Source organism: Pseudomonas leptonychotis (assembly GCF_004920405.1).
Classification (GTDB): domain Bacteria; phylum Pseudomonadota; class Gammaproteobacteria; order Pseudomonadales; family Pseudomonadaceae; genus Aquipseudomonas; species Aquipseudomonas leptonychotis.
The window spans coordinates 655001-674450 of record NZ_RFLV01000001.1 but is presented as its reverse complement, the minus strand read 5'-3'; the positions used below and the strand labels follow the sequence as shown (position 1 = coordinate 674450).

Below are 19450 nucleotides of genomic sequence, written 5' to 3'. Positions count from 1 at the left end.
ACGTGGCCCAGCGTAACCAGCTCAGCGGCCGGCGTCACCCGCGCCTTGGTTGGGACGATGGCGATACAGCAGACTTTCCCATAACAACACCTAGAGGTGCTCATATGCCTGCGTCCAGTCTTCCGTTGACGCCGCCACTGGTGGCCGGCTTTGCCCGCTTGGGTTTCGGGGCTTTGCCTCTGGAACATCTCAAAGCGCGTTATGGCAACGCGGCCAGCGGTTCACGCTATATCGAACTGGATGGTTTTAACCTGCATTACCGCGATGAGGGCCGGCGCGACAAACCTGTGTTGGTATTGATCCACGGTGTGGTGGCGTCCCTGCACACCTGGGATGACTGGCTACCGGCCTTTATTGCCGATTACCGCGTCATCCGTTTCGATGTACCAGGTTTTGGTTTGACTGGCCCCGCGCGTGACGGGGTGTATTCCGCCGAGCGGATGATCAAGGTGTTTGGCTTATTGCTTGATCATCTGGGCGTGAGTAAAGCCTCTATTATCGGCAACTCCCTGGGCGGTTATATCGCCTGGAATTTTGCCTTGGCGCAGCCGCAGCGGGTGGAGAAACTGGTGCTGATCGACCCTGCGGGCTATCACATGCACAAGGTGCCCTGGATGATTGCATCTGCTGCTTTGCCAGGCGCCACAATGGCCATGCCGTTGTGGATGCCGCGTGCGTTGATCGCTCAAGGTATTAAGGAGGTCTACGGTGAACCGGCGCGGATCAAACCGGGCGTGGTGGATCGCTACAACGACCTGAGTCGGCGGCCGGGTAATCGGCGGGCAATGATGGAGATCTTCCGGGTGCTGCTCAAAGTCAATCAACAAGAGCTGCACGGAACGCCGGAACGGGTCGCGCAGATTCAGGCTCCGACCCTTTTGTTGTGGGGGGAACGTGATCGCTGGATTTCGCCTAAGCATGTGCCGCTATGGCAGCGTGATCTGCCGGGGATTCAGGTAAAAACTTACCCCGGAGTCGGGCATATCCCTATGGAGGAAATCCCGCAACAAAGCGCCGCGGATACGCTGCGCTTTTTGCAGGCTTGAAGGGCGGTGGTTTATCAATCATTGCTCTGTTGCGCTAGAACGGTAGGTAAAACCAAGGGAGCCTTAAGGCTCCCTTGGTTTTTGCGGCAATGCGGGTGTCGGGTTTAGGCGGCCTGAGTGTGCGCCGGTAGATCGAACTCATCGCGTACCTGATAAAGCAGCTCCAGGTTGTTGTGCTGCCAGGGATGGAAGCCCGCTTTGAAGAAATCGCGGTAGGTGCTGAGCAGCGGACGGAATACGCCTTGCTTGCCCCACATCCACTGAAGGCCGTCGCGCCAAACTCGCCAGTTCCACAGCAGGCCATCTTGTTTGAGCATATGGGTGAGACCGCGAGTGGTGTCGAGAATAAAGAAGAAGGTACCCATCAACATGGCTCGGCGTAGCAATGCGCGGCTGCCGCATACCTGGTTGTAGACGTCAAAGGCCACGGCCTTATGCTCCGTTTCCTCCAGCGCATGCCAACGCCACAAGCGTGCCATCGTGGGATGCGCGCCGGCCATATGCCGTGGGTCTTTGAGCAGGCCGTCGGCCATGATCGCGGTGATATGTTCCAGCGCTGCGGTGGCGGCCAATTGCCGTTGGGGTGAGAATTTTTTCTGGGTGTAACGGATCCGCGTTTGGGCGCGTTTCTCGATGCGGGTGATGTCGTAACCCAGGTCACGCAGGCGGTTGCTGTACTCCAGATGCTCGCGACTGTGGTGACCTTCTTGGCCGATAAAACCACGGATCTGCTCTTTCAGCACGGGGTCATCGATCTGGTCACGGAAGTGCCGCACCGAATCGATAAAGAAGCGTTCGCCATCGGGGAACAGCACCGACATGGCGTCGAACAGGTGGCTTTTGAAGGCATCGCCGCTGTGCCAATGACGCGGCAAAGGGTTGGGAAAATCGAAATCCATATGCCGTGGACGAATCTGCAAACCGTGCGGGGTAGTGCTGATCATGCTGACTCCTTGAGTCCGTGACTGAAGCGTGGCTTCACTATGGATTCGCCAAGCGCTTCGGCACAGGTTCACAACAGCCAATATAACGGTCATTTGTGGCCATAGTGGTGCTGTATGCCGATTATTCCGCTCTTCGAGGAACGGCGAGCGTTGTCCTTCACTGCGTTAAAGCGTTTCGCTTAGACGCTGATGTGCAACGTGACGGGCTTATGTTCGCCCAACCTTAGGCGGTGGTTGTCAGCTGCCCACGTCCCTGAATATGAGTAACGCCTGTTAAGACACCTGTGCGGACTGCTTGTGCAAGACATTTGGCACCATGGTGCACTGATGCCCTTGTCGGTGTTTGCCGAACACGGTTATCGTCACTGTCAGCAGCCATGCCTGGCCCAATAATAAGAACCCTATGAAGCCATCGTTGAACTTCTCTGCTGAACTGGTTCCTGTTGCCTATGCAGCGGCCTTGCTGGACTTGGTCGAGGAACTTGGCGTGTCGCGAACGCAGTTGTTTGCCGAGGCGCGGGTGCGGCCCGAGGTGTTGGGCAATCCCCAGGGGCGTTTGTCCTTTATCGATTTCACCCAACTGTCCAGCAGCGCCTTACGCCTGTGTGATGAACCGGCGCTGGGCCTGCTGCTGGGGCAGCGTTTGAACGTGTCAACGCACGGTATCCTCGGTTATGCGGTGCTTTCCAGCGCCAACCTGGGCAAGGCCATGCAGTTCGCCCTGAAGTATTACCGGGTGCTGGGACTGACCTACGAGCTGCAGATGGTCGAGCAGGATGAACGTGTCGAACTGCGTGCCAGTGAAACGATGCCACTGGGGCCGCTCAGTCGTTTCGCGGCTGAAGGCCTGCTTACGAGCCTCTACACCATTGCGCGTTTTCTGGTTGGGGAGCGCTTGCAGGAGGTGGACGTGGGGTTCGCTCATGCCGCGCCGCATTATGCCGAGCGCTACGAACGGATCTTTGCTGCGCCGGTGGCGTTTGACCAGCCTTACCATCGCTTGAGCATGCCGATTGCTTACCTGGAGCGGCCGATGGCGTTGGCCAACCCGGCCACGGTGCACATGTGCGAACAGCAATGCGAGGCGTTGCTGGCCAGCCTGGATGTGCAGGATGGATTGCTGACGCGTGTGCGCCGCTTGTTACTGGCTCGCCCCGGTGATTTTCCCGATCTGGCCAGCGCCGCCGATGCCTTGCACACCAGCGGCCGTAGTTTGCGCCGGCACCTATCCAGCATGGGCACCAGTTACCAGCACGTGCTTGATGAAGTGCGCAAGAGTCTGGCCCTGCAATACCTCACAACCACCCATTTACCGCTGTATGAAATTGCCTACTTGCTGGGCTTTAGTGACCCTTCCAATTTTCGCCGTGCGTTTAAGAAATGGACTGGCAAGTTACCCAGCGATTACCGCAGTGAGGAACGCCCTTGAGCGCGGTCGCGACCAGGTTGTTACCCGCGATTTAACGCCAATCAGTAGCGAGTGATTACAGGTGGGCTATATTTTGCTTCGGTTGGCGTGTTTGCCGCCAACCCACGCAAGACGACTCCTTTAATACCGTATGAAATAGGCCAACTTTATCAGCGTGCCGAGTCGTTCTGTTTGGCCGGATTTCTAGACCTTAAGCGCTCATACAGGCGCATCGACTTTAGTGACATGTACCCCGGCGCAAAATACTGACATAAACGCCCGTTAGGCTTTGTCGGATTGGCAATGTACCGATTGATCAACCCAACCCCATGTTGGTAGCGCGCACTTCAAGGCTGTTCAGCGATGCCTGGGTTCAAGATATCACGACAATATGCACTGGCGTTTCTAATAACGATAACGACGTATCAATCCTAGAGTGGAGAGTCACATGAAGCTATCCCGTAAATTGTTTATCAGTGCCGCCATGAGTGGCTTGCTCCTTGGCGGCTGTACTTCAACTATCACCAGTAAAGAACAGTTCTCAGGGTTTCTTCCCAACTACAACAATTTGCAAGAAACCACCTCGCCGAGCGGGCATAAAGTATTGCGTTGGGTCGCTCCAGGCTTTAGCCCTGATGCTTACGATACGGTCATGATCAAGGGGCTTGAACTTTATCCCGAGCCTAAGCCTAACGAACGCGTTAGCCAGCAAACCTTGCAAGAGCTGCAGGCGTTTGCCAGCAGCCGCGCTCAAAGCGTGCTCGCGCAGAAGTATCAAGTGGTTTCCAGTCTTGAGGCCGTACCCGCCGGCTCGCGGACGCTGATCATGCGTGCTGCTATCACAGGCGTTTCTGCCTCCAATGAAGGCATGCGTTGGTATGAGGTAGTGCCAGTAGCGGCTGTGTTGGGCGCCACTCAGGCAGCTACCGGCCATCGCAGTCAGGACACTGAGTTGTTTATTGAGGCTGACTTTGTTGATGCGGCCACAGGCTTACCGGTTGTGAAGGTCGTGCGTAAAGTCCTCGGCGAGACCCTTAAAAATTCCAGCCAGCCGGTGACCGCAAATAACTTCAAGGCGGCGATTACTGGCTTGACCAACGATCTGCAGGCTTTTATCAAGTAAGTAGTTCTAATTGACTCATCGTCGATTCGGGCTCTACGGCATTGGCGATGAGTGCCTTCGGCGTGGATTAAAAATCTGCTTCTTTATGGTTAGTAAGCTAAGAGCGCTTTGATAATTTAGTCGCTGCGTCTACCCATGCCGCAGTGCCTTGGCGGCAAAGGCGTTTTGCGTGTTGTCCTGCGTTTCCCCTGTGGCAACAACGTGTCGGTTAAATGCACGTGCCTAACGCCCTCCACCCATGTGCGTACGTACCTCGGCACGTACGGCTGTTCAGCCCAGCGCAACCAAAGGGGGCGTGCGGTCGATGAGACCAGCAGCCTCTTTTACCGTATTGGAGCTGCCGGGCTATTGATTGCACGTAGCCATTGGCGTCACCCTTGGCAGCCTGTTTTGGCATGTCGTCGCTGTTAGCCTTCTGGCTCAGCGTTTTAGGTTGTACATGCCGCCCGCGAGCTAACTGCCGGAGTCTGTATGCACGCTGTTCAAACCGCCTTGATCCGTGAAACCTTCCCTGTCGGGCCTTTGCAGTGCAACTGCACCATTATTGGTGATCCGCTGACCAAGAAGGCCATCGTGGTTGACCCAGGCGGCAACCCGGATTTGATCATGGCGCGTCTTGAGGCCCATGGCCTGAAGGTGGTGAGCATCATTCACACCCACGCTCACCTCGATCATTTTCTGGCATCCGGGCAGATGAAAGAGCAGACCGGCGCCACCTTGCACCTGCACAAAGAGGATCAATTTCTTTGGGATAATCTAGAAATGCAGTGCCGCATGTTCGGTGTGCCCTACACCCCGGTGCCCGCGCCTGATCAGTGGTTGGCCGATGATGAAGAACTCGCCTGCGGCTGCGGCGTGGCCATTCACACGCCGGGGCATACCCCGGGCTCCATGAGTTTCTGGTTTCCTCAGGACAAACTGCTGATTGCCGGCGACACGTTGTTTAAACGGGGTATTGGACGCACTGACTTGTGGGGGGGCGATTACGCCACTATTGAGCGTTCGATCAAGCAGCGCTTGTATCGCCTCGACGAGGACGCCACAGTGGTGACCGGCCATGGTGCCGATACTCGGTTAGGCGATGAGATGCGCGATAATCCGTTTGTCCGCGCTTAGACACTGTCGGATTTGTCATGCAAACGTGCAGCAAATGAACTTTGGCCGTGCATTTGGCTCGAAAACTTAGGTGAAAACCCGTTCCGATAAGAATTGAAAGGAAGTACGCATGAAACTGTGGCGAAATCTGGCTGTTGTTACCCTCGGTATTGGCGTGCTCGCCGGCTGTACCACCAACCCTTACACCGGTGAGCGTGAGGCGGGCAAAGCCGGCATCTACGGTGGTGTCGGTGCAGTGACCGGCGCGGTGATTGGCGCCGCCACGTCCAGCAAGAAGGACCGCGGTAAAGGTGCCTTGATTGGTGCTGCAGTTGGTGGTGCGGCAGGCGGTGGTTACGGTTATTACGTTGATACCCAGGAAGCGAAGTTGCGCCAGACCCTGCAGGGCACTGGGGTGCAGGTGCAGCGCAATGGCGATGAGCTGAAGCTGATCATGCCGGGCAATATCACCTTTGCCAGCAACTCAGCGGATATCTCCAGCGGCTTCTACCCAACACTCAACTCGCTGGTCACAGTATTCAAAGAGTTCAACAAGAACGGCGTGGATATTGTTGGCCATACCGACAGCACCGGCTCACTTGAGCTGAACCAGAATCTGTCTAATCGCCGGGCTCAGAGCGTAGCGTCTTACCTGAGTGCCAATGGTGTTCCGGCTTCGCGACTGTCTTCCTATGGCGCGGGCCCGAACCAGCCAATTGCCAGCAATAGCACTGAAGCAGGTCGCTCGCAGAACCGCCGGGTAGAAATTAACCTGCGCCCGCTGTAACCGCAGGGCTTCAAAAAAGCCGCGCATTTAATCGAATGCGCGGCTTTTTTATGCTCGTTTTTTGACTCGTACGCCTGTGCGAATCGTGACTAGACTGCTGGCATAGGTTGCAAAACCGCTGGCGCAACGGCCTGTTGGCAGCGCCAGGCATGGATGAAAACTGGAGAGCTCATGGACGACCGGCATGCAGATACCCCACGTAAACCTTGGCTGCCATTGTGGGTCACCCTGGCCTTATTCTTGGGCTTGGGGGCACTCGTTGTCTGGCAGTGGCAGGTTCTTGAGCAGCGTGAGCGTGAGCAGAGTCAGCAGCGCTTTGAGCTGGAGGCGCAGGACATTGGCCAGCGGGTGATCAGTCGCATGCAAGCCTATGAAATGGTGTTGCGTGGCGTCTCGGGGCTGATGAGCGGTAGCGATCATGTCTCCCTAGCCGAATGGGAGCGTGCTCTCGACCAGTTGCAGTTACAGGATCGCTATCCAGGCATTCTGGCTTTGGCGTGGTCCCGTTTCCTAAGCGCCGATCAGCTTGATGCTTACCTTGCGGGCCAGCAGACCCAAGGGCGAGCCGATTTCAGGCCTTTTCCAGCGGGCGCGCGTGAGCACTACCTGTTAATTGATTACATCAGCCCATTGGATTGGCGAAACCGCCGCGTGTTGGGGTTTGACATGCTCAGCGAGTCGGTGCGCCGCGCCGCTATCGAGCAAGCCATTGACGGGGGGCAGGCGATCCTCAGTGCGCCAGTTACCCTACGTCAGGAGACCGAGGCCAATGTCCAGGGAGGGGTGTTGTTATACCTGCCGGTGTACCTGCCCAGCATGCCTCAGAGTACTGCCGAAGAGCGTCGGGCTGCCCTGCTCGGCGTGGTGCATGGTGCGTTTCGCAGCAGTGATCTGATGGAGGGTATTCTCGGCGCCCAGGGCCAGCGTTTTGATGTGGCAATCAAGGATCAGCAGGCCGCGCAAAGCCTGCTGCAGAGCGCTGCAGCGCAGGGTGCTGGCTCAGCGCCCCGCTTTCAGCATGAGCTGGAGTTACCGCTGTATGGGCGTAACTGGGTACTGCAAGTGACCAGCACGGCGGTCTATGAGGCGGCGTTGCCCAGCCAGGGCAGCATCAGTTTATGGATCGGTTTGGTGGCAGCCGTGTTGCTGTCCTTATTGGTCGGTGGCTACCTGTATTTGCGAGAGCGCGAGCTGCGCGCCAATCACCAGGCTACCGATAAATTACGTGAACGTGAGGAGCGTTTTCGCCTGCTGGTCGAGCGTTTGCCCGTGGCAACCTTGCTGTGTAACGCCCAGGGGCGCATCGAGATGGCCAACCGCAGTGCGGCTGATTTGTTCGATTCAACAACGGAAGGGTTGGTGGGGGAGCGGGTCAAGCGCTTCCTACCGACCGTTGAGCAGCTGAGTGTGCTGGCCAGCGACCACGACAGCGCTGAACTGGTCAATGAATACCAGGCGCGTCGTGACCTTGGCGAAGAGATACCCGTAGCGCTGAGTTTGAGCGTGTTGGACTATTCCGCTGGGGCCAAGTACCTGATCAACCTGATTGACCTGCGCGCTCGCAGGGGGGCTGAAGAGCGTTTCCGTCTAGTGGTTGAGGCCTCGCCTAACGCCATCGTACTGGTTGATAAGCAAGGCTGTATCGCCATGGTTAACCGTCAAGCCGAACAGTTATTTGGCTATGGCCGTGAGGCCTTGTTGTCACAATCGATAAAAACTCTCTTGCCCACCGCCCTGTGGGGTAGCCATGTGCCGATGCTCCAGGGGGACCAGAGCCACCCGGAGCCGCGGCGTATGGGTAATAACCGTGAACTCTTTGGCCAGCACCGCGATGGCCAGCTTATTCCGCTGGAAGTTGGGTTTTCGCCCATTAGCAGTGGTGAAGATGCGTTGGTGCAGGCGGTGATTATCGATATCAGCGAGCGCAAGGCCGCCGAGCAACGCCTGCGCGACCAATCTGAGCAATTGATTCTGGCGAACCGGTACAAGTCGGAGTTTCTCGCCAACATGTCCCATGAGCTGCGCACACCGCTCAATAGCATCCTTATTCTCAGTGATCAGTTACGTCTGAACAGCGCCGGCAATCTGACTGAGAAACAGGCCAAACATGCCGATATCGTCCACCGTGCTGGCAGCGATCTGCTACAGCTGATCAACGATGTGCTGGATCTGGCCAAGGTCGAGTCCGGACGTATGCAACTCAAGCTCGAACCGCTGGCCATGCAAGATATTCTCGTCGAGTTGGATGCGAGTTTGCGGCCAATGGCCGAAATCAAGGGCCTGCGCCTGCACACTCAGTTGGAAGCCGGCGTGCCACGGGTGATTCACACCGACCGCATCCGCTTGCAGCAAATCCTGCGCAACTTGCTGTCCAATGCCCTCAAGTTCACCGAGCACGGTGAGGTCTGCCTGACTGTTTCTTGCGCCAGCGGTGAGCCGGAAGAGGGGCATGAATTGCTTAGCTTCAGCGTGCGTGACAGCGGTATTGGCATTGCTGCAGAGCAGCATGAGCAAATCTTTCAAGCCTTCCAGCAGATCGACGGCTCCACCAGCCGGCGCTTTGGCGGCACCGGGCTGGGGCTGGCGATTACCCGCCAATTGGTGCTGGCGATGGACGGCGAGATCAGCCTGCAGAGTGCACCCGGTGAAGGTTCCTGCTTTACCGTGCAGCTGCCCGTGCGGGTGGTGGCGCAGCCCCCGGCGGAGCCAGCAACTGAGGCGCCGCAACGCAGCGGTGAAGGCCCGGCTGTACTGATTGTCGAAGACGATGTGAATTTTGCTGCGGTGCTGGCCGACGCAGCCCATGCCCATGGCTTCGCCAGTGTGCATTGCCGCACGGGAGGGCAGGCACTCAACCTGTTGCAAAATGAGCGGTTCAGCGCGGTGATCCTGGATATTTTGTTACCGGACATCAGCGGCTGGCAGCTGTTCCGTCGTCTGCGTGGGCACGCCAACCACCGCAGCACCCCCGTGCATATCATCTCCTGCGTGCCGCAACCGGCAGACTGGAATGATGACGGCACGCGCTACCTGGTTAAACCGATTCAACGAGCGGATCTGGAACAAGTGTTTGTCGACCTGCAGCATGTCGACACACATCGGATGCAGCGCCTGTTGCTGGTCGAGGACGTTGAGGTCGAGCGCGAGCATTACCGTGAGCATCTGCATCAACTGGGTTTCGATGTGCAGGCCTGCGCGCGCGCCGATGAAGCGCAGCAGGCGTATGCCAGTGGTGAATTCAGTGCTTTGGTGATCGACCTGGATTTACCGGATCAGGACGGTTTTGAGCTGTTGGAAACGCTCAATCGCCAGCGCCCGCTGAATGGTACGCGCGTGGTGATCAATACCGGTGTTGATGTGACCCGTCAGGAGTTACAACGCTTACGCCGCTACAGCGCGGTGGTGGTGCACAAGCATGGTGAGGACATGCAGGCGTTGAGTGAGGCAGTGCAGGGCTTCCTCGGTAGCGTGCGCGCACCCTCACAGGCGGAGAACAATCGAGGCAGGAATCCGTTGGAGGGGCGGCGTGTACTGTTGGTGGATGATGATGTGCGTAATGTCTATGCCCTGACCGCGCTGCTTGACGAGGCCGGGCTAATCATCAGCTCGGCCAAAGACGGTAAGGAAGCCATCAACTGCTACGAGCGTGAGCCCTTCGACCTGATCTTGATGGACATGGCCATGCCGGTCATGGACGGCTACACCGCTACGCGGCTGCTCAAAACCGAGCACGGCTGCAGCATTCCGATCATTGCCCTGACTGCGCATGCGATGAAAGGTGATCGGGAAAAATGCATCACCGCTGGCGCCGATGACTACCTGGCCAAACCAGTCAGCCGCGAAGCCTTGCTGGAGTTACTGGTGCGCTGGCTGACGGCTGCCGACCCACATGCGAGGTCAATCGAGGAGCCAGCAGCGCCTGCGCAATAGTTTTGCCACAGCCTGCTAACCTGAACCGCAATAGGAGCCGCAAGGCGCTCGCCAGGGATAAGGGAGATGATATGGCACATGTGCAGCTGAAAATTGCACCCCGGACGCAGACGTTGTTGGTAGTGGACGACCGCCCGGAAAATTTGGAAGCCATGCAAGCGCTGTTGGAAGAAGGCGCCTGGCAACTGCGCTGTGTTAGCTCGGGCGAAGCGGCCCTGCAGTGCTTGCTGGAAGAGGATGTCGGCCTGGTGCTGCTGGATGTGCAAATGCCGCTTATGGATGGCTTCGAAGTAGCCCGACTCATGCGCGGCAATCCGCGTACCCGCTTTACCCCGATCATCTTCGTGTCCGCCATCGCGCAAACCCAGGATTCAGTACTCAAGGGCTACGCCACGGGTGCAGTGGACTTTATGCTCAAGCCGTTTGATCCCAGCGTCTTGCGCCACAAGATTCATGCCCTGCTTGAACACGAACGCCATCGCGGCGAGTTGCTACAACTGACTCAGCAACTGGATTCAGCGCGCGCCTTCAATGCATCGGTTTTGGACAACGCCGCCGAAGGTATCATGGTGGTGGGAGATGACGGCCGCATCAACTTTGCTAACCCGGCCATGGCGCGCATGCTTGAGGGCACGATCAGCGATCTGGAAGGCAGCGAAATGCTCTCCTACCTGATCACCCCCCACGTGACGTGCGAATGGCGCATGTCCGAGTTCTACCAACAGTGGCTGCGCGGGGAAGCCTATCGCTTGCATGATGCCAACCTGCGCACGTTGAGTGGCGGGCAGGTGCCGGTGGCGTTGTCCTGCTCGCCCTTGCCGCGCGTGCAGCACGCCATGGTGGTGATGGCGCTGGATATGTCAGTGGTGCGCCACCTGCATCAGCAGCTGGAGTCGCAGGCGATTACCGATGCCCTGACCGGCCTGCTCAATCGTCGTGGTTTTTACCAGGCGCTGGACGCCTCACTGTCACGCATTGAGCGCAGCGGCCAGCGCATGGCGGTGCTTTACCTCGATCTGGATGGCTTCAAGCGCATTAATGATTCACTCGGTCACGATGTTGGCGACCGCTTGCTTAAGCTGGTCGGTGAGCAGCTCAAGGCCAGCCTGCGCCCCTATGACAGCTTGGCGCGTATTGGTGGTGATGAGTTCACCGCGTTGCTCGACAGCCTGGAGCATCCCGAAGACGCCGCGCGTATCGCCGAAAAACTGATCGAGCAGGTGTCGGTGCGGCACATTCTCGACGGTGTTGAAGTAACCCTGGGTGCGAGTGTCGGCATTGCCTGCTTCCCTGAGTGCGGGCAAACCGTCGAAGGCTTGCTGCGTGCAGCGGATATGGCCATGTATGAGGCTAAACGTGCGGGTCGCCAGCAATACCGCTTCTTTTCTCCGGAAATGAATGGCCGCGCACGTTCACGGCTGATGCTCGAGGAAAGCCTGCGCAACGCCATCGAAAATGACGATTTTGTGCTGGTCTATCAACCGCAGATTTACCTCGAAAGTGGACGCTTGCGCGGCTTCGAGGCTTTGTTGCGCTGGCAGCATCGGGTCGCGGGCACTATCGCCCCCGGAGTGTTTATTCCCCTACTGGAAGAAACGCGCCTGATCAACCGCCTGGGCAGTTGGATTTTCCGTGCGGGTGTCGAGCAGTGCCGGCAGATGAGCCAACAATATGGCACCGAGCTGGTGCTCAGCTTGAATGTCAGCCCTGTGCAGTTTGGTATGCCGCAACTGGTTGAGGACTTGCGCCGGGTACTCGAAGAGCACCAGTTGAACCCGCAGCAATTGGAGGTGGAAGTCACCGAAAGTGCGCTGATGCAGGACCTGGAAGCCAGCCAGGAACAACTGCGTCAGCTGCGCAAACTGGGGGTGAAAATCGCCATCGATGACTTCGGTACCGGTTACTCGTCGTTGGCCTACCTGCGCCATTTCGAGCTGGATACGCTGAAAATCGACCGCCTGTTTATTGCCAATATGCTCGAGTCACCGCGTGATGCTGCGGTGGTCAACACTATCATCGACCTGGGCCGTAACCTGGGGCTTGAGGTGATTGCCGAAGGGGTGGAAACCATGGCCCAGCGTGATTGGTTGGCGGCGCACAACTGCGCGATCATGCAGGGCTTTTTGGTCGCGCCGGGGTTGAGCGTCGAGCAGGTCACGAGCTTCCCCGCACACCTGGATTGGCACAACCTGCCGCACATTAAAAAGCCCGCTGAGTAGGCGGGCTTGGGTTGCTAGTCTGTGCGGCGTTTCAGCGCGTAGGGAACTGTTGCTTCAACTCATCAAGCTCGGCATCTTTGTCTAACCACAGCTGATTGACCCACTGCTGAAACTGCAGGCGATAGGCGTCGTCCTGGTCGTAGTTACCGCCAATAAACTCCTCAGGAATCTGCACCTGATCGACGCGCACCACCACCTGCTCAATTCGCCCACAGAGTAAGTCCCAGAATCCGGGGGTGCCCTGCGGGTAGTAAATGGTGACATTGACCAGGCTGTGTAGCTGCTCCCCCATGGCATCCAGCACAAAAGCAATGCCGCCGGCCTTGGGTTTGAGCAGGTGTTTGAAGGGTGATTGCTGCTGCGCATGCTTAGCCGGTGACAGGCGCGTACCTTCGAGAAAGTTGAACACCGACACCGGGTTGGTCTTGTAGCGTTCGCAGGCTTTACGCGTGGTGGCCAGGTCCTGGCCGCGTTTCTCAGGGTGTTTAGCCAGGTACTCCTTGCTGAAGCGCTTCATAAAAGGAAACTCCAGCGCCCACCAGCACAAGCCAATCACCGGCACCCAGATCAACTCCTGCTTGAGGAAGAACTTGAGAAATGGGATGCGGTGATTGAACTGGTATTGCAGCACCAGAATATCGACCCAGCTCTGGTGGTTGCTGGTGACAAGGTAGGAGTGCTGTTTGTCGAGACCGTTCAGCCCGGCCACATCCCAGTGCGTGCGGCCCACCTGGTTCATCCAGAACTTGTTGGTGGAAATCCAAAACTCGGCAGTGGCATGCATGCCAAAGCGCAGCGCGCGATGCACTTTGGGGATTGGAAGCAAAAATTTGAGCAGGGCCCCGATAAACAATGGCCAGCAGCAGATCAATGTATTGAGGGCGAGCAGCAGGCCAGCAATCAGGCCGCGCAGCGGAGCAGGCAGAAAATGCAGCATGGGGGACGGGTGCCTCCAAGAAGTGGGCCTAGGCCAGGCTTATCTATGTCTGTGGTTTTCCACCACAGATCGGTCGGCGCACAGGTTAACGTGTGTGTATTGAACTGCAAACCTTTCGAAACGTTGGTTATTGCTGCATATCGCCGCTGTTAGCGTTAAATCTTCGGCGGGCCGGTATTCCCGGCCCGGATGGTATGGCTATTGCGGCAAGTTAGCGGCCTGGATTGCGGTCAGGGCGATGGTGTAGACAATATCGTCGACCAGCGCACCGCGAGACAGGTCGTTCACCGGCTTACGCAAGCCTTGCAGCATGGGCCCGACGCTGACGCAATTAGCGCTGCGTTGCACGGCCTTGTAAGTGGTGTTGCCGGTGTTGAGGTCAGGGAAGATAAACACGGTGGCGCGGCCGGCGACCGGGCTGTTGGGGGCTTTCTGCCTGCCGACGCTTTCAATCGCCGCCGCGTCGTACTGCAGCGGGCCGTCGAGCAGCAACTGTGGGGCACTGGCTTGCGCTAAGCGCGTGGCCTCACGGACTTTCTCGACTTCTTCTCCGCTGCCCGAGTCACCCGTGGAGTAGCTGAGCATGGCCACGCGCGGGACGATACCGAAGGCGCTCGCTGAAGCGGCGCTTTGCAGGGCAATTTCCGCCAACTCCACCGCTGTTGGGTCGGGGTTTACCGCGCAGTCGCCATACACCAGGACCTGGTCGGGCAGCAGCATAAAGAACACCGACGACACCAGCTTGTAGCCGGGCGCGGTTTTGATCAGCTGCAGCGCCGGGCGGATGGTGTTGGCGGTGGTGTTGATCGCCCCGGAAACCAGGCCGTCGACTTCATCCAGAGCGAGCATCATGGTGCCCAGCACCACGGTGTCTTCGAGTTGTGCGGCGGCCATCGGCGCGTTCAGGCCTTTGCCTTTGCGCAGCTCGACCATGGGCTCGACATAGCGCTCGCGGACCAGATCAGGGTCGAGAATTTCCAGGCCTTCAGGCAGTTCGATACCGTGCACGCGAGCGACCGCGTGCACGTCTTCCGGTTTAGCCAGCAGCACGCAGCGGGCAATGCCGCGTGCCTGGCAGATAGCAGCCGCTTGCACGGTGCGCGGCTCGCTGCCTTCGGGTAGAACGATGCGTTTGTTCGCCGCTTTGGCGCGTTGCACCAGCTGATAACGAAACGCCGGTGGCGACATGCGTAGCTCGCGCGGCGTACCGCAGCGGGCGAACAACCATTCGTGGTCAATATGGCTGGCGACAAAGTCGGCGACTGTTTCCGCACGTTCTTTGTCGTCGACCGGAATTTCCTTGTTCAGGCGGTTGAGATTGGTTGCGGTGTCGTAAGAGCCGGTGCTCACCGTCATCACGGGCAAACCACCCTGCAGCGCGCCACGGCACAGCTCCATGATGCGTGGGTCTGGGGCGAAGTCGCTGCACAGCAGCAGGCCGGCCAGCGGCATGCCGTTCATCGCGGCCAGGCTGGCGGCGAGGATGATGTCGTCGCGGTCGCCCGGCGTTACCACCAGAGTGCCGGGCTTGAGCAGTTGTACGGTGTTGGCCACGGCGCGGGCGCAGAGCACGATCTTGAGCATGCGCCGTTGTTCGTAATCACCGGCATTCAACACTCGCGCGCCGAGCAGGTCAGCAATGTCACGGGTGCGTGGGGCATTTAGCTCGTCTTGCCAAGGGATGCAGCCGAGTAGGCGAAAGTCATCGCTCTTGAACAGTGGCGAAAGCTCTTTTAGGCGCTCGGTGAATGCCTCGATGCCGTCTTCGCTGCGCACCTTGTTGAGTATTACCCCGAGCACCTTTTCGTCTTTGGGCCCACCGAACAGCTGGGCCTGGATTTCCACCCGGTCACACAACTCGCTAAGGTTTTCCTGCTCCGGTGCCGAGACCAGAATCACCTCGGCATCCACGCTCTTGGCCAGGTGAAAGTTGACCCGTGCGGCGTAGCTGGCCTGGCGCGTGGGCACCATGCCCTCGACAATTACCACGTCCTTACCTTCAGCCGCTTGTTGGTAGAGGCTGATGATTTCTTCCAACAGCTCATCCAGCTGGCCGTCGCCGAGCATGCGCTCGACATGCGCCAGGGCCAGCGGTTTGGGTGAGTGCAGGCCATGGGTGCGGGCGATCAGCTCACTCGAACGTTCCGGGCCCATATCGCCCTGATGCGGCTGGGCAATGGGCTTGAAGAAGCCAACCTTGAGCCCGGCACGCTCCAGGGCGCCGACCAGGCCGAGGCTGATCGACGTCAGGCCGACACCAAAACCGGTGGGGGCAATAAAAAAGGTGTGCATAGGAGCTCCGTTAGGTGTCGAGTAACGCCAAGGTTTCGAGGGCGATTTGTCGTTCTTCGTTGGTCGGCACCACCAGTACGCGCGGATGGCCGTGGGCCTGGATAGGTCCAGCCAAACCGCGCACGGTATTGGCGTTGGCCTGGCTGTCGAGCGCCAGGTTAAGCAACTTGAGATGGGCGATGGTCTTGCTGCGGATTAGTGCGGAGTTCTCGCCGATGCCGCCGGTGAAGATCAACCCGTCGAGCTGGGTCAGGGCGCAGCTCATGGCGGCCAGCGACTTGGCGAGGCGATAGCAAAACACCTCAATGGCCAGGGTCGCACCGGCGTGACCCTGCTCACGGGCCTGCTCCAGGGTGCGCATGTCGTTCGACAGTCCGGACAGGCCTAGCAAGCCGCTGTCTCTATTGAGCACAGCCTCGATCTGCTCCAGGCTCCAGCCCAGCGTCCGCGCCAGATGGCTGTGCAGATTAGGGTCGACATCGCCGCTGCGCGTGCCCATCACCACACCTTCCAACGGTGTCAGGCCCATGCTGGTGTCGCGGCTCTGGCCATCGACGATGGCGCAGGTTGAGCAACCGTTGCCCAGATGCGCGACCAGCCAGCTGCTGGCATCAAAGGCCAGCCCCGTGAGTTCGGCGGCGCGTTGGCTGACAAAGCGGTAGCTGGTGCCATGAAAACCATAACGGCGCACAGCGTGTTCGCGGTACAGCTGTTCAGGCAGAGCGTAGCGATAAGCGTGCTCGGGCAGGGTCTGGTGGAAGGCCGTGTCAAACACGGCCACCTGGGGCAGGCTTGGGAACAGCTTGATGGCGGCGTCTATACCCAGAAGGTTGGCCGGATTATGCAGTGGGGCCAAGGTGGCGGTGGCGTGGATTGCGGCGATGGACGAGTGCTCCAGCCTGCAGGCGGCGGTGAAGTGCTCGCCGCCATGCACCACGCGATGACCTATACCCTGTAGCGTGTTACCAGCGGCGGCCTGAACCAGAGGTAATACCTGGGCGAGGGCGGCGCTGTGATCGGCGTGAGGCAGCGTCAGGCTCTGTTTGTTGCCATCTTGCTGCCAATGCACCAGCGCGTCGGCGCTGCCAAGGCGCTCGGCAATACCGCTCAGGGCGAATGACGTATGGTCTTGGTTGACCAGGGCAAACTTGATCGACGAGCTGCCGCAGTTGATGACTAGAATGTTGCGTGCCGGCATTTACCGCTCCTTGTTTAACTCTTATTTCGGGCGCTGAGCGGCAGCTTCGTTTGCCGCGTGTTCAGCCGTACACCAGCCGCACGGGAAAGGTTTGCCCAGCTGCGCGCGACGTTGTTGAGCATCCAGCACCCATGCGCGGTTTTGCCAGGGTGGCTGGTGACGCAGGTGCTGGGTATGGCCGCAGGACAATACTGCCACCCAGTCGCCATGCTCATCCTGACGAAAATCAAGCAAGCGCACTAAGGCCATACAGGCCGTCCGTCTGTGTGCGGTTCGCTTTCGCGCGTGCCCTTGGGTAAACTTGCCCGCTCTTTATTTCCAAGCAAAAGGTCTCGCCCCATGCTGATCGCCGCCAATAAGGCCGTCTCCATCGACTATACCCTGACTAACGATGCCGGTGAGGTGATCGATAGTTCCGAAGGCGGCGCGCCGCTGGTTTATCTGCACGGTGCTGGCAACATCATCGGTGGTCTGGAAAAAGCCCTGCTGGGTAAGCAAGTTGGCGATGAGCTGGATGTCGCCGTTGAGCCGGAAGACGCTTACGGCGAATACAGCGCCGAACTGGTCGCCACCCTCAACCGCTCGATGTTTGAAGGTGTGGATGAGCTGGAAGTGGGCATGCAGTTCCACGCCTCCGGTCCCGACGGCGGCATGCAGATCGTGACCGTGCGTGAGCTGGACGGCGACGACGTGATCGTTGACGGCAACCACCCATTGGCCGGTCAGCGCCTGCACTTCAAAGTTAAGGTTGTTGACGTGCGTGATGCCAGCGAAGAAGAAGTTGCCCATGGCCATGTTCACGGTGAAGGTGGTCATCACCACTAAGTCTTAGTCTTATGTCATCGCCGCGAGTCGACTTATGGTCGTATCAACCGCTGGCTTGACTGCTAAGCTGCTACAGAAGAAAGGCGCCTTCATAGAGGCGCCTTTTTTGTCCGCTATGCGTAGTCCATGTGTTCTCAAGGAGTTAAACATGAGTGCCTTTCACGACCTCAACCTACGTGCCCTGGATGGCCAAGAGCTGCCACTGGCACCCTTTAAGGGGCAGGTGGTGCTGGTGGTCAATGTGGCCTCCAAGTGTGGCCTGACGCCGCAGTACGCCGCCCTGGAAAAACTCTATCAGCAATACAAAGACCAGGGGTTCAACGTGCTGGGCCTGCCGTGCAACCAGTTTGCCGAGCAAGAGCCCGACAGCGAGGAAGCGATCCGTGAGTTTTGCAGCCTCAACTACGGCGTGACCTTCCCGTTGGGCAGCAAGCTTGAGGTGAACGGCCCTGAGCGTCACCCGTTGTACCGTTTGCTTGCGGGTGAAGGCGCCGAGTTTCCCGGTGATATCACCTGGAACTTCGAGAAGTTCCTGGTTGGCCATGACGGTCGCGTGCTGGCGCGCTTCTCGCCGCGCACCACACCGGATGATCCGAGCATCATTCAGGCCATCGAAAAGGCTTTAGGTTAATAGTCTTTCACGATCTTGCGAGCTAGAGATGAACGGTGGCGAAAGCGGCCGAGGGCGCGGAGTTTACAGCTGTAAATGAGCATGACTCGTTTCACTCGCCCTTCGGGTCGCGCTGAAGCGCGTTAGCCGCAAGCGGCTTGCCGAGGCCGTTCAGCCGACGCGCAGCAGATCGTGAACAGGCCATTTGTGCCAAGGCTGCGGACTAAGCCGGTACATGGCTTGTTCGCGGCCAGGCATCGCGGCTTAATCGGCTGATCTGCCGAGGATGTCCCCGATGAGTCTGTTTCCTGCCGACACTGCCATTTCCCCCGCCAACCCCGCTGCGCTGCGCGAGCTGATCGAGAGTCGCCGTGCAGTGCGTCGTTTTACCGCCGAAACAGTGCCCGATGAGGTGGTGCGAGATTGCTTAGAACTGGCGGTTCTCGCGCCCAACTCTTGCAACCTGCAGCCCTGGAGCTTTCAGGTGATTCGCGATCCCGCGCTGCTGGCACGCTTACACCCCATCTGCATGAGCCAAAACGCCGCCAAGGCACCCCTGATCATCGCCGTGTTGGCGCGGCCTGATACCTGGAAGCAGGCCTGCCAGAACGTAATCGACTACTGGCCAGAGCCCGAAGTGCCGGCGCGGATTCGCAGCTTCTATAACAAGACCGCACCCTTTCAATACAATCAGGGGCCATTTGGCTTGCTTGGATTGTTCAAGCGTCAGTTGCTGCGCGTTGCCGCCTGGCGCAAACCACTGATGCGCGCGCCCAACAGCCGCGCGCAGATGCGCATCTGGGCGGTGAAGTCCACGGCACTGGCGGCGCAGAATCTGATGCTGGCCTTCCAGAGCCATGGCTATGCCACCTGCCCGATGGAAGGCTTCGATGAGGTGCGCCTGCGCAAGACCCTGAGCATCCCGCGCCAGGCGTTGCCGATCATGCTGCTGGCGGTGGGTAAGCAGGATGAGAAGGGCGTGTACAACCCGCGCCTGCGCTTTCCGTTGGAGCAGCACGTCACCTGGCTATAGGCT

At 58.6% G+C, this 19450-nt stretch carries 14 protein-coding genes and 1 pseudogene; 10 read left to right on the top strand and 5 right to left on the bottom strand.

The features are described 5' to 3' along the window. Positions 1–104 precede the first annotated feature (104 nt). The gene (locus D8779_RS03035) at positions 105–1046 is read left to right on the top strand and encodes an alpha/beta fold hydrolase (protein WP_136662986.1); all 942 of its coding nucleotides are present in this window, start codon (positions 105–107) and stop codon (positions 1044–1046) included. A 104-nt stretch (positions 1047–1150) separates the two neighbouring features. On the opposite strand, the gene D8779_RS03030 is transcribed toward D8779_RS03035, so the two are convergent. Next, complete coding sequence (locus D8779_RS03030) at positions 1151–1990, bottom strand: metal-dependent hydrolase (protein ID WP_136662985.1); 840 nt, start codon at positions 1988–1990, stop codon at positions 1151–1153. A gap of 403 nt (positions 1991–2393) precedes the next feature. Here D8779_RS03030 and D8779_RS03025 point away from each other — a divergent pair, with 403 nt between their 5' ends. The 6 genes from D8779_RS03025 (at position 2394) to D8779_RS03000 (ending at position 12552) form a co-directional block, all read left to right on the top strand. Continuing rightward, the gene (locus D8779_RS03025; RefSeq protein ID WP_136662984.1) at positions 2394–3419 is read left to right on the top strand and encodes an AraC family transcriptional regulator; all 1026 of its coding nucleotides are present in this window, start codon (positions 2394–2396) and stop codon (positions 3417–3419) included. A 427-nt stretch (positions 3420–3846) separates the two neighbouring features. Beyond that, complete coding sequence (locus tag D8779_RS03020) at positions 3847–4521, top strand: DUF3313 domain-containing protein (RefSeq protein WP_136662983.1); 675 nt, start codon at positions 3847–3849, stop codon at positions 4519–4521. A gap of 471 nt (positions 4522–4992) precedes the next feature. Further along, complete coding sequence (locus tag D8779_RS03015; protein ID WP_136662982.1) at positions 4993–5637, top strand: MBL fold metallo-hydrolase; 645 nt, start codon at positions 4993–4995, stop codon at positions 5635–5637. A 109-nt stretch (positions 5638–5746) separates the two neighbouring features. Further along, on the top strand, positions 5747–6403 hold the full coding sequence (locus D8779_RS03010) for a YiaD family glycine zipper/OmpA-like lipoprotein (RefSeq protein ID WP_136662981.1): 657 nt from the start codon (positions 5747–5749) through the stop codon (positions 6401–6403). 171 nt (positions 6404–6574) lie between these two features. After that, positions 6575–10333, top strand: coding sequence for a response regulator (locus D8779_RS03005; protein WP_136662980.1), 3759 nt, complete (start codon positions 6575–6577; stop codon positions 10331–10333). 71 nt (positions 10334–10404) lie between these two features. Continuing rightward, entirely contained in the window at positions 10405–12552 is a 2148-nt protein-coding gene (locus D8779_RS03000) for a putative bifunctional diguanylate cyclase/phosphodiesterase (protein WP_136662979.1), read from the top strand. Positions 12553–12583: 31 nt separating this feature from the next. On the opposite strand, the gene D8779_RS02995 is transcribed toward D8779_RS03000, so the two are convergent. The 4 genes and pseudogenes from D8779_RS02995 to D8779_RS02980 all read right to left on the bottom strand — a co-directional run bounded on the left by D8779_RS02995 (position 12584) and on the right by D8779_RS02980 (position 17350). Continuing rightward, positions 12584–13489, bottom strand: coding sequence for an acyltransferase (locus tag D8779_RS02995; protein WP_136662978.1), 906 nt, complete (start codon positions 13487–13489; stop codon positions 12584–12586). A gap of 198 nt (positions 13490–13687) precedes the next feature. Next, complete coding sequence (pta, locus tag D8779_RS02990) at positions 13688–15781, bottom strand: phosphate acetyltransferase (protein ID WP_136662977.1); 2094 nt, start codon at positions 15779–15781, stop codon at positions 13688–13690. 10 nt (positions 15782–15791) lie between these two features. Next, a complete protein-coding gene (locus tag D8779_RS02985; protein WP_136662976.1) occupies positions 15792–16979 on the bottom strand; it encodes an acetate kinase in 1188 nt (395 codons plus the stop codon). 21 nt (positions 16980–17000) lie between these two features. After that, positions 17001–17350 (bottom strand): annotated as a pseudogene (locus tag D8779_RS02980) (DUF3565 domain-containing protein). Between D8779_RS02980 and D8779_RS02975 the strand changes: the two are divergent. From D8779_RS02975 to D8779_RS02965, 3 genes are all read left to right on the top strand, one after another. Beyond that, complete coding sequence (locus D8779_RS02975; RefSeq protein ID WP_136662974.1) at positions 17319–17804, top strand: FKBP-type peptidyl-prolyl cis-trans isomerase; 486 nt, start codon at positions 17319–17321, stop codon at positions 17802–17804. The pseudogene D8779_RS02980 and the gene D8779_RS02975 sit on opposite strands and share 32 nt — an antisense overlap. Positions 17805–17952: 148 nt before the next feature. Continuing rightward, on the top strand, positions 17953–18435 hold the full coding sequence (locus D8779_RS02970; RefSeq protein WP_136662973.1) for a glutathione peroxidase: 483 nt from the start codon (positions 17953–17955) through the stop codon (positions 18433–18435). A 274-nt stretch (positions 18436–18709) separates the two neighbouring features. Beyond that, on the top strand, positions 18710–19447 hold the full coding sequence (locus D8779_RS02965; protein ID WP_136662972.1) for a nitroreductase family protein: 738 nt from the start codon (positions 18710–18712) through the stop codon (positions 19445–19447). The last annotated feature ends 3 nt before the right edge of the window (positions 19448–19450 follow it).

Coding starts and splice junctions, on each gene's coding strand:
- D8779_RS03020 (WP_136662983.1), top strand. CDS start 3,847: ATGAAGCTATCCCGTAAATTGTTTATCAGTGCCGCCATGAGTGGCTTG.
- D8779_RS03010 (WP_136662981.1), top strand. CDS start 5,747: ATGAAACTGTGGCGAAATCTGGCTGTTGTTACCCTCGGTATTGGCGTG.
- D8779_RS03030 (WP_136662985.1), bottom strand. CDS start 1,990: ATGATCAGCACTACCCCGCACGGTTTGCAGATTCGTCCACGGCATATG.
- D8779_RS02995 (WP_136662978.1), bottom strand. CDS start 13,489: ATGCTGCATTTTCTGCCTGCTCCGCTGCGCGGCCTGATTGCTGGCCTG.
- D8779_RS03015 (WP_136662982.1), top strand. CDS start 4,993: ATGCACGCTGTTCAAACCGCCTTGATCCGTGAAACCTTCCCTGTCGGG.
- D8779_RS03035 (WP_136662986.1), top strand. CDS start 105: ATGCCTGCGTCCAGTCTTCCGTTGACGCCGCCACTGGTGGCCGGCTTT.
- D8779_RS03005 (WP_136662980.1), top strand. CDS start 6,575: ATGGACGACCGGCATGCAGATACCCCACGTAAACCTTGGCTGCCATTG.
- D8779_RS02970 (WP_136662973.1), top strand. CDS start 17,953: ATGAGTGCCTTTCACGACCTCAACCTACGTGCCCTGGATGGCCAAGAG.
- pta (WP_136662977.1), bottom strand. CDS start 15,781: ATGCACACCTTTTTTATTGCCCCCACCGGTTTTGGTGTCGGCCTGACG.
- D8779_RS03025 (WP_136662984.1), top strand. CDS start 2,394: ATGAAGCCATCGTTGAACTTCTCTGCTGAACTGGTTCCTGTTGCCTAT.
- D8779_RS02975 (WP_136662974.1), top strand. CDS start 17,319: ATGCTGATCGCCGCCAATAAGGCCGTCTCCATCGACTATACCCTGACT.
- D8779_RS02985 (WP_136662976.1), bottom strand. CDS start 16,979: ATGCCGGCACGCAACATTCTAGTCATCAACTGCGGCAGCTCGTCGATC.
- D8779_RS02965 (WP_136662972.1), top strand. CDS start 18,710: ATGAGTCTGTTTCCTGCCGACACTGCCATTTCCCCCGCCAACCCCGCT.
- D8779_RS03000 (WP_136662979.1), top strand. CDS start 10,405: ATGGCACATGTGCAGCTGAAAATTGCACCCCGGACGCAGACGTTGTTG.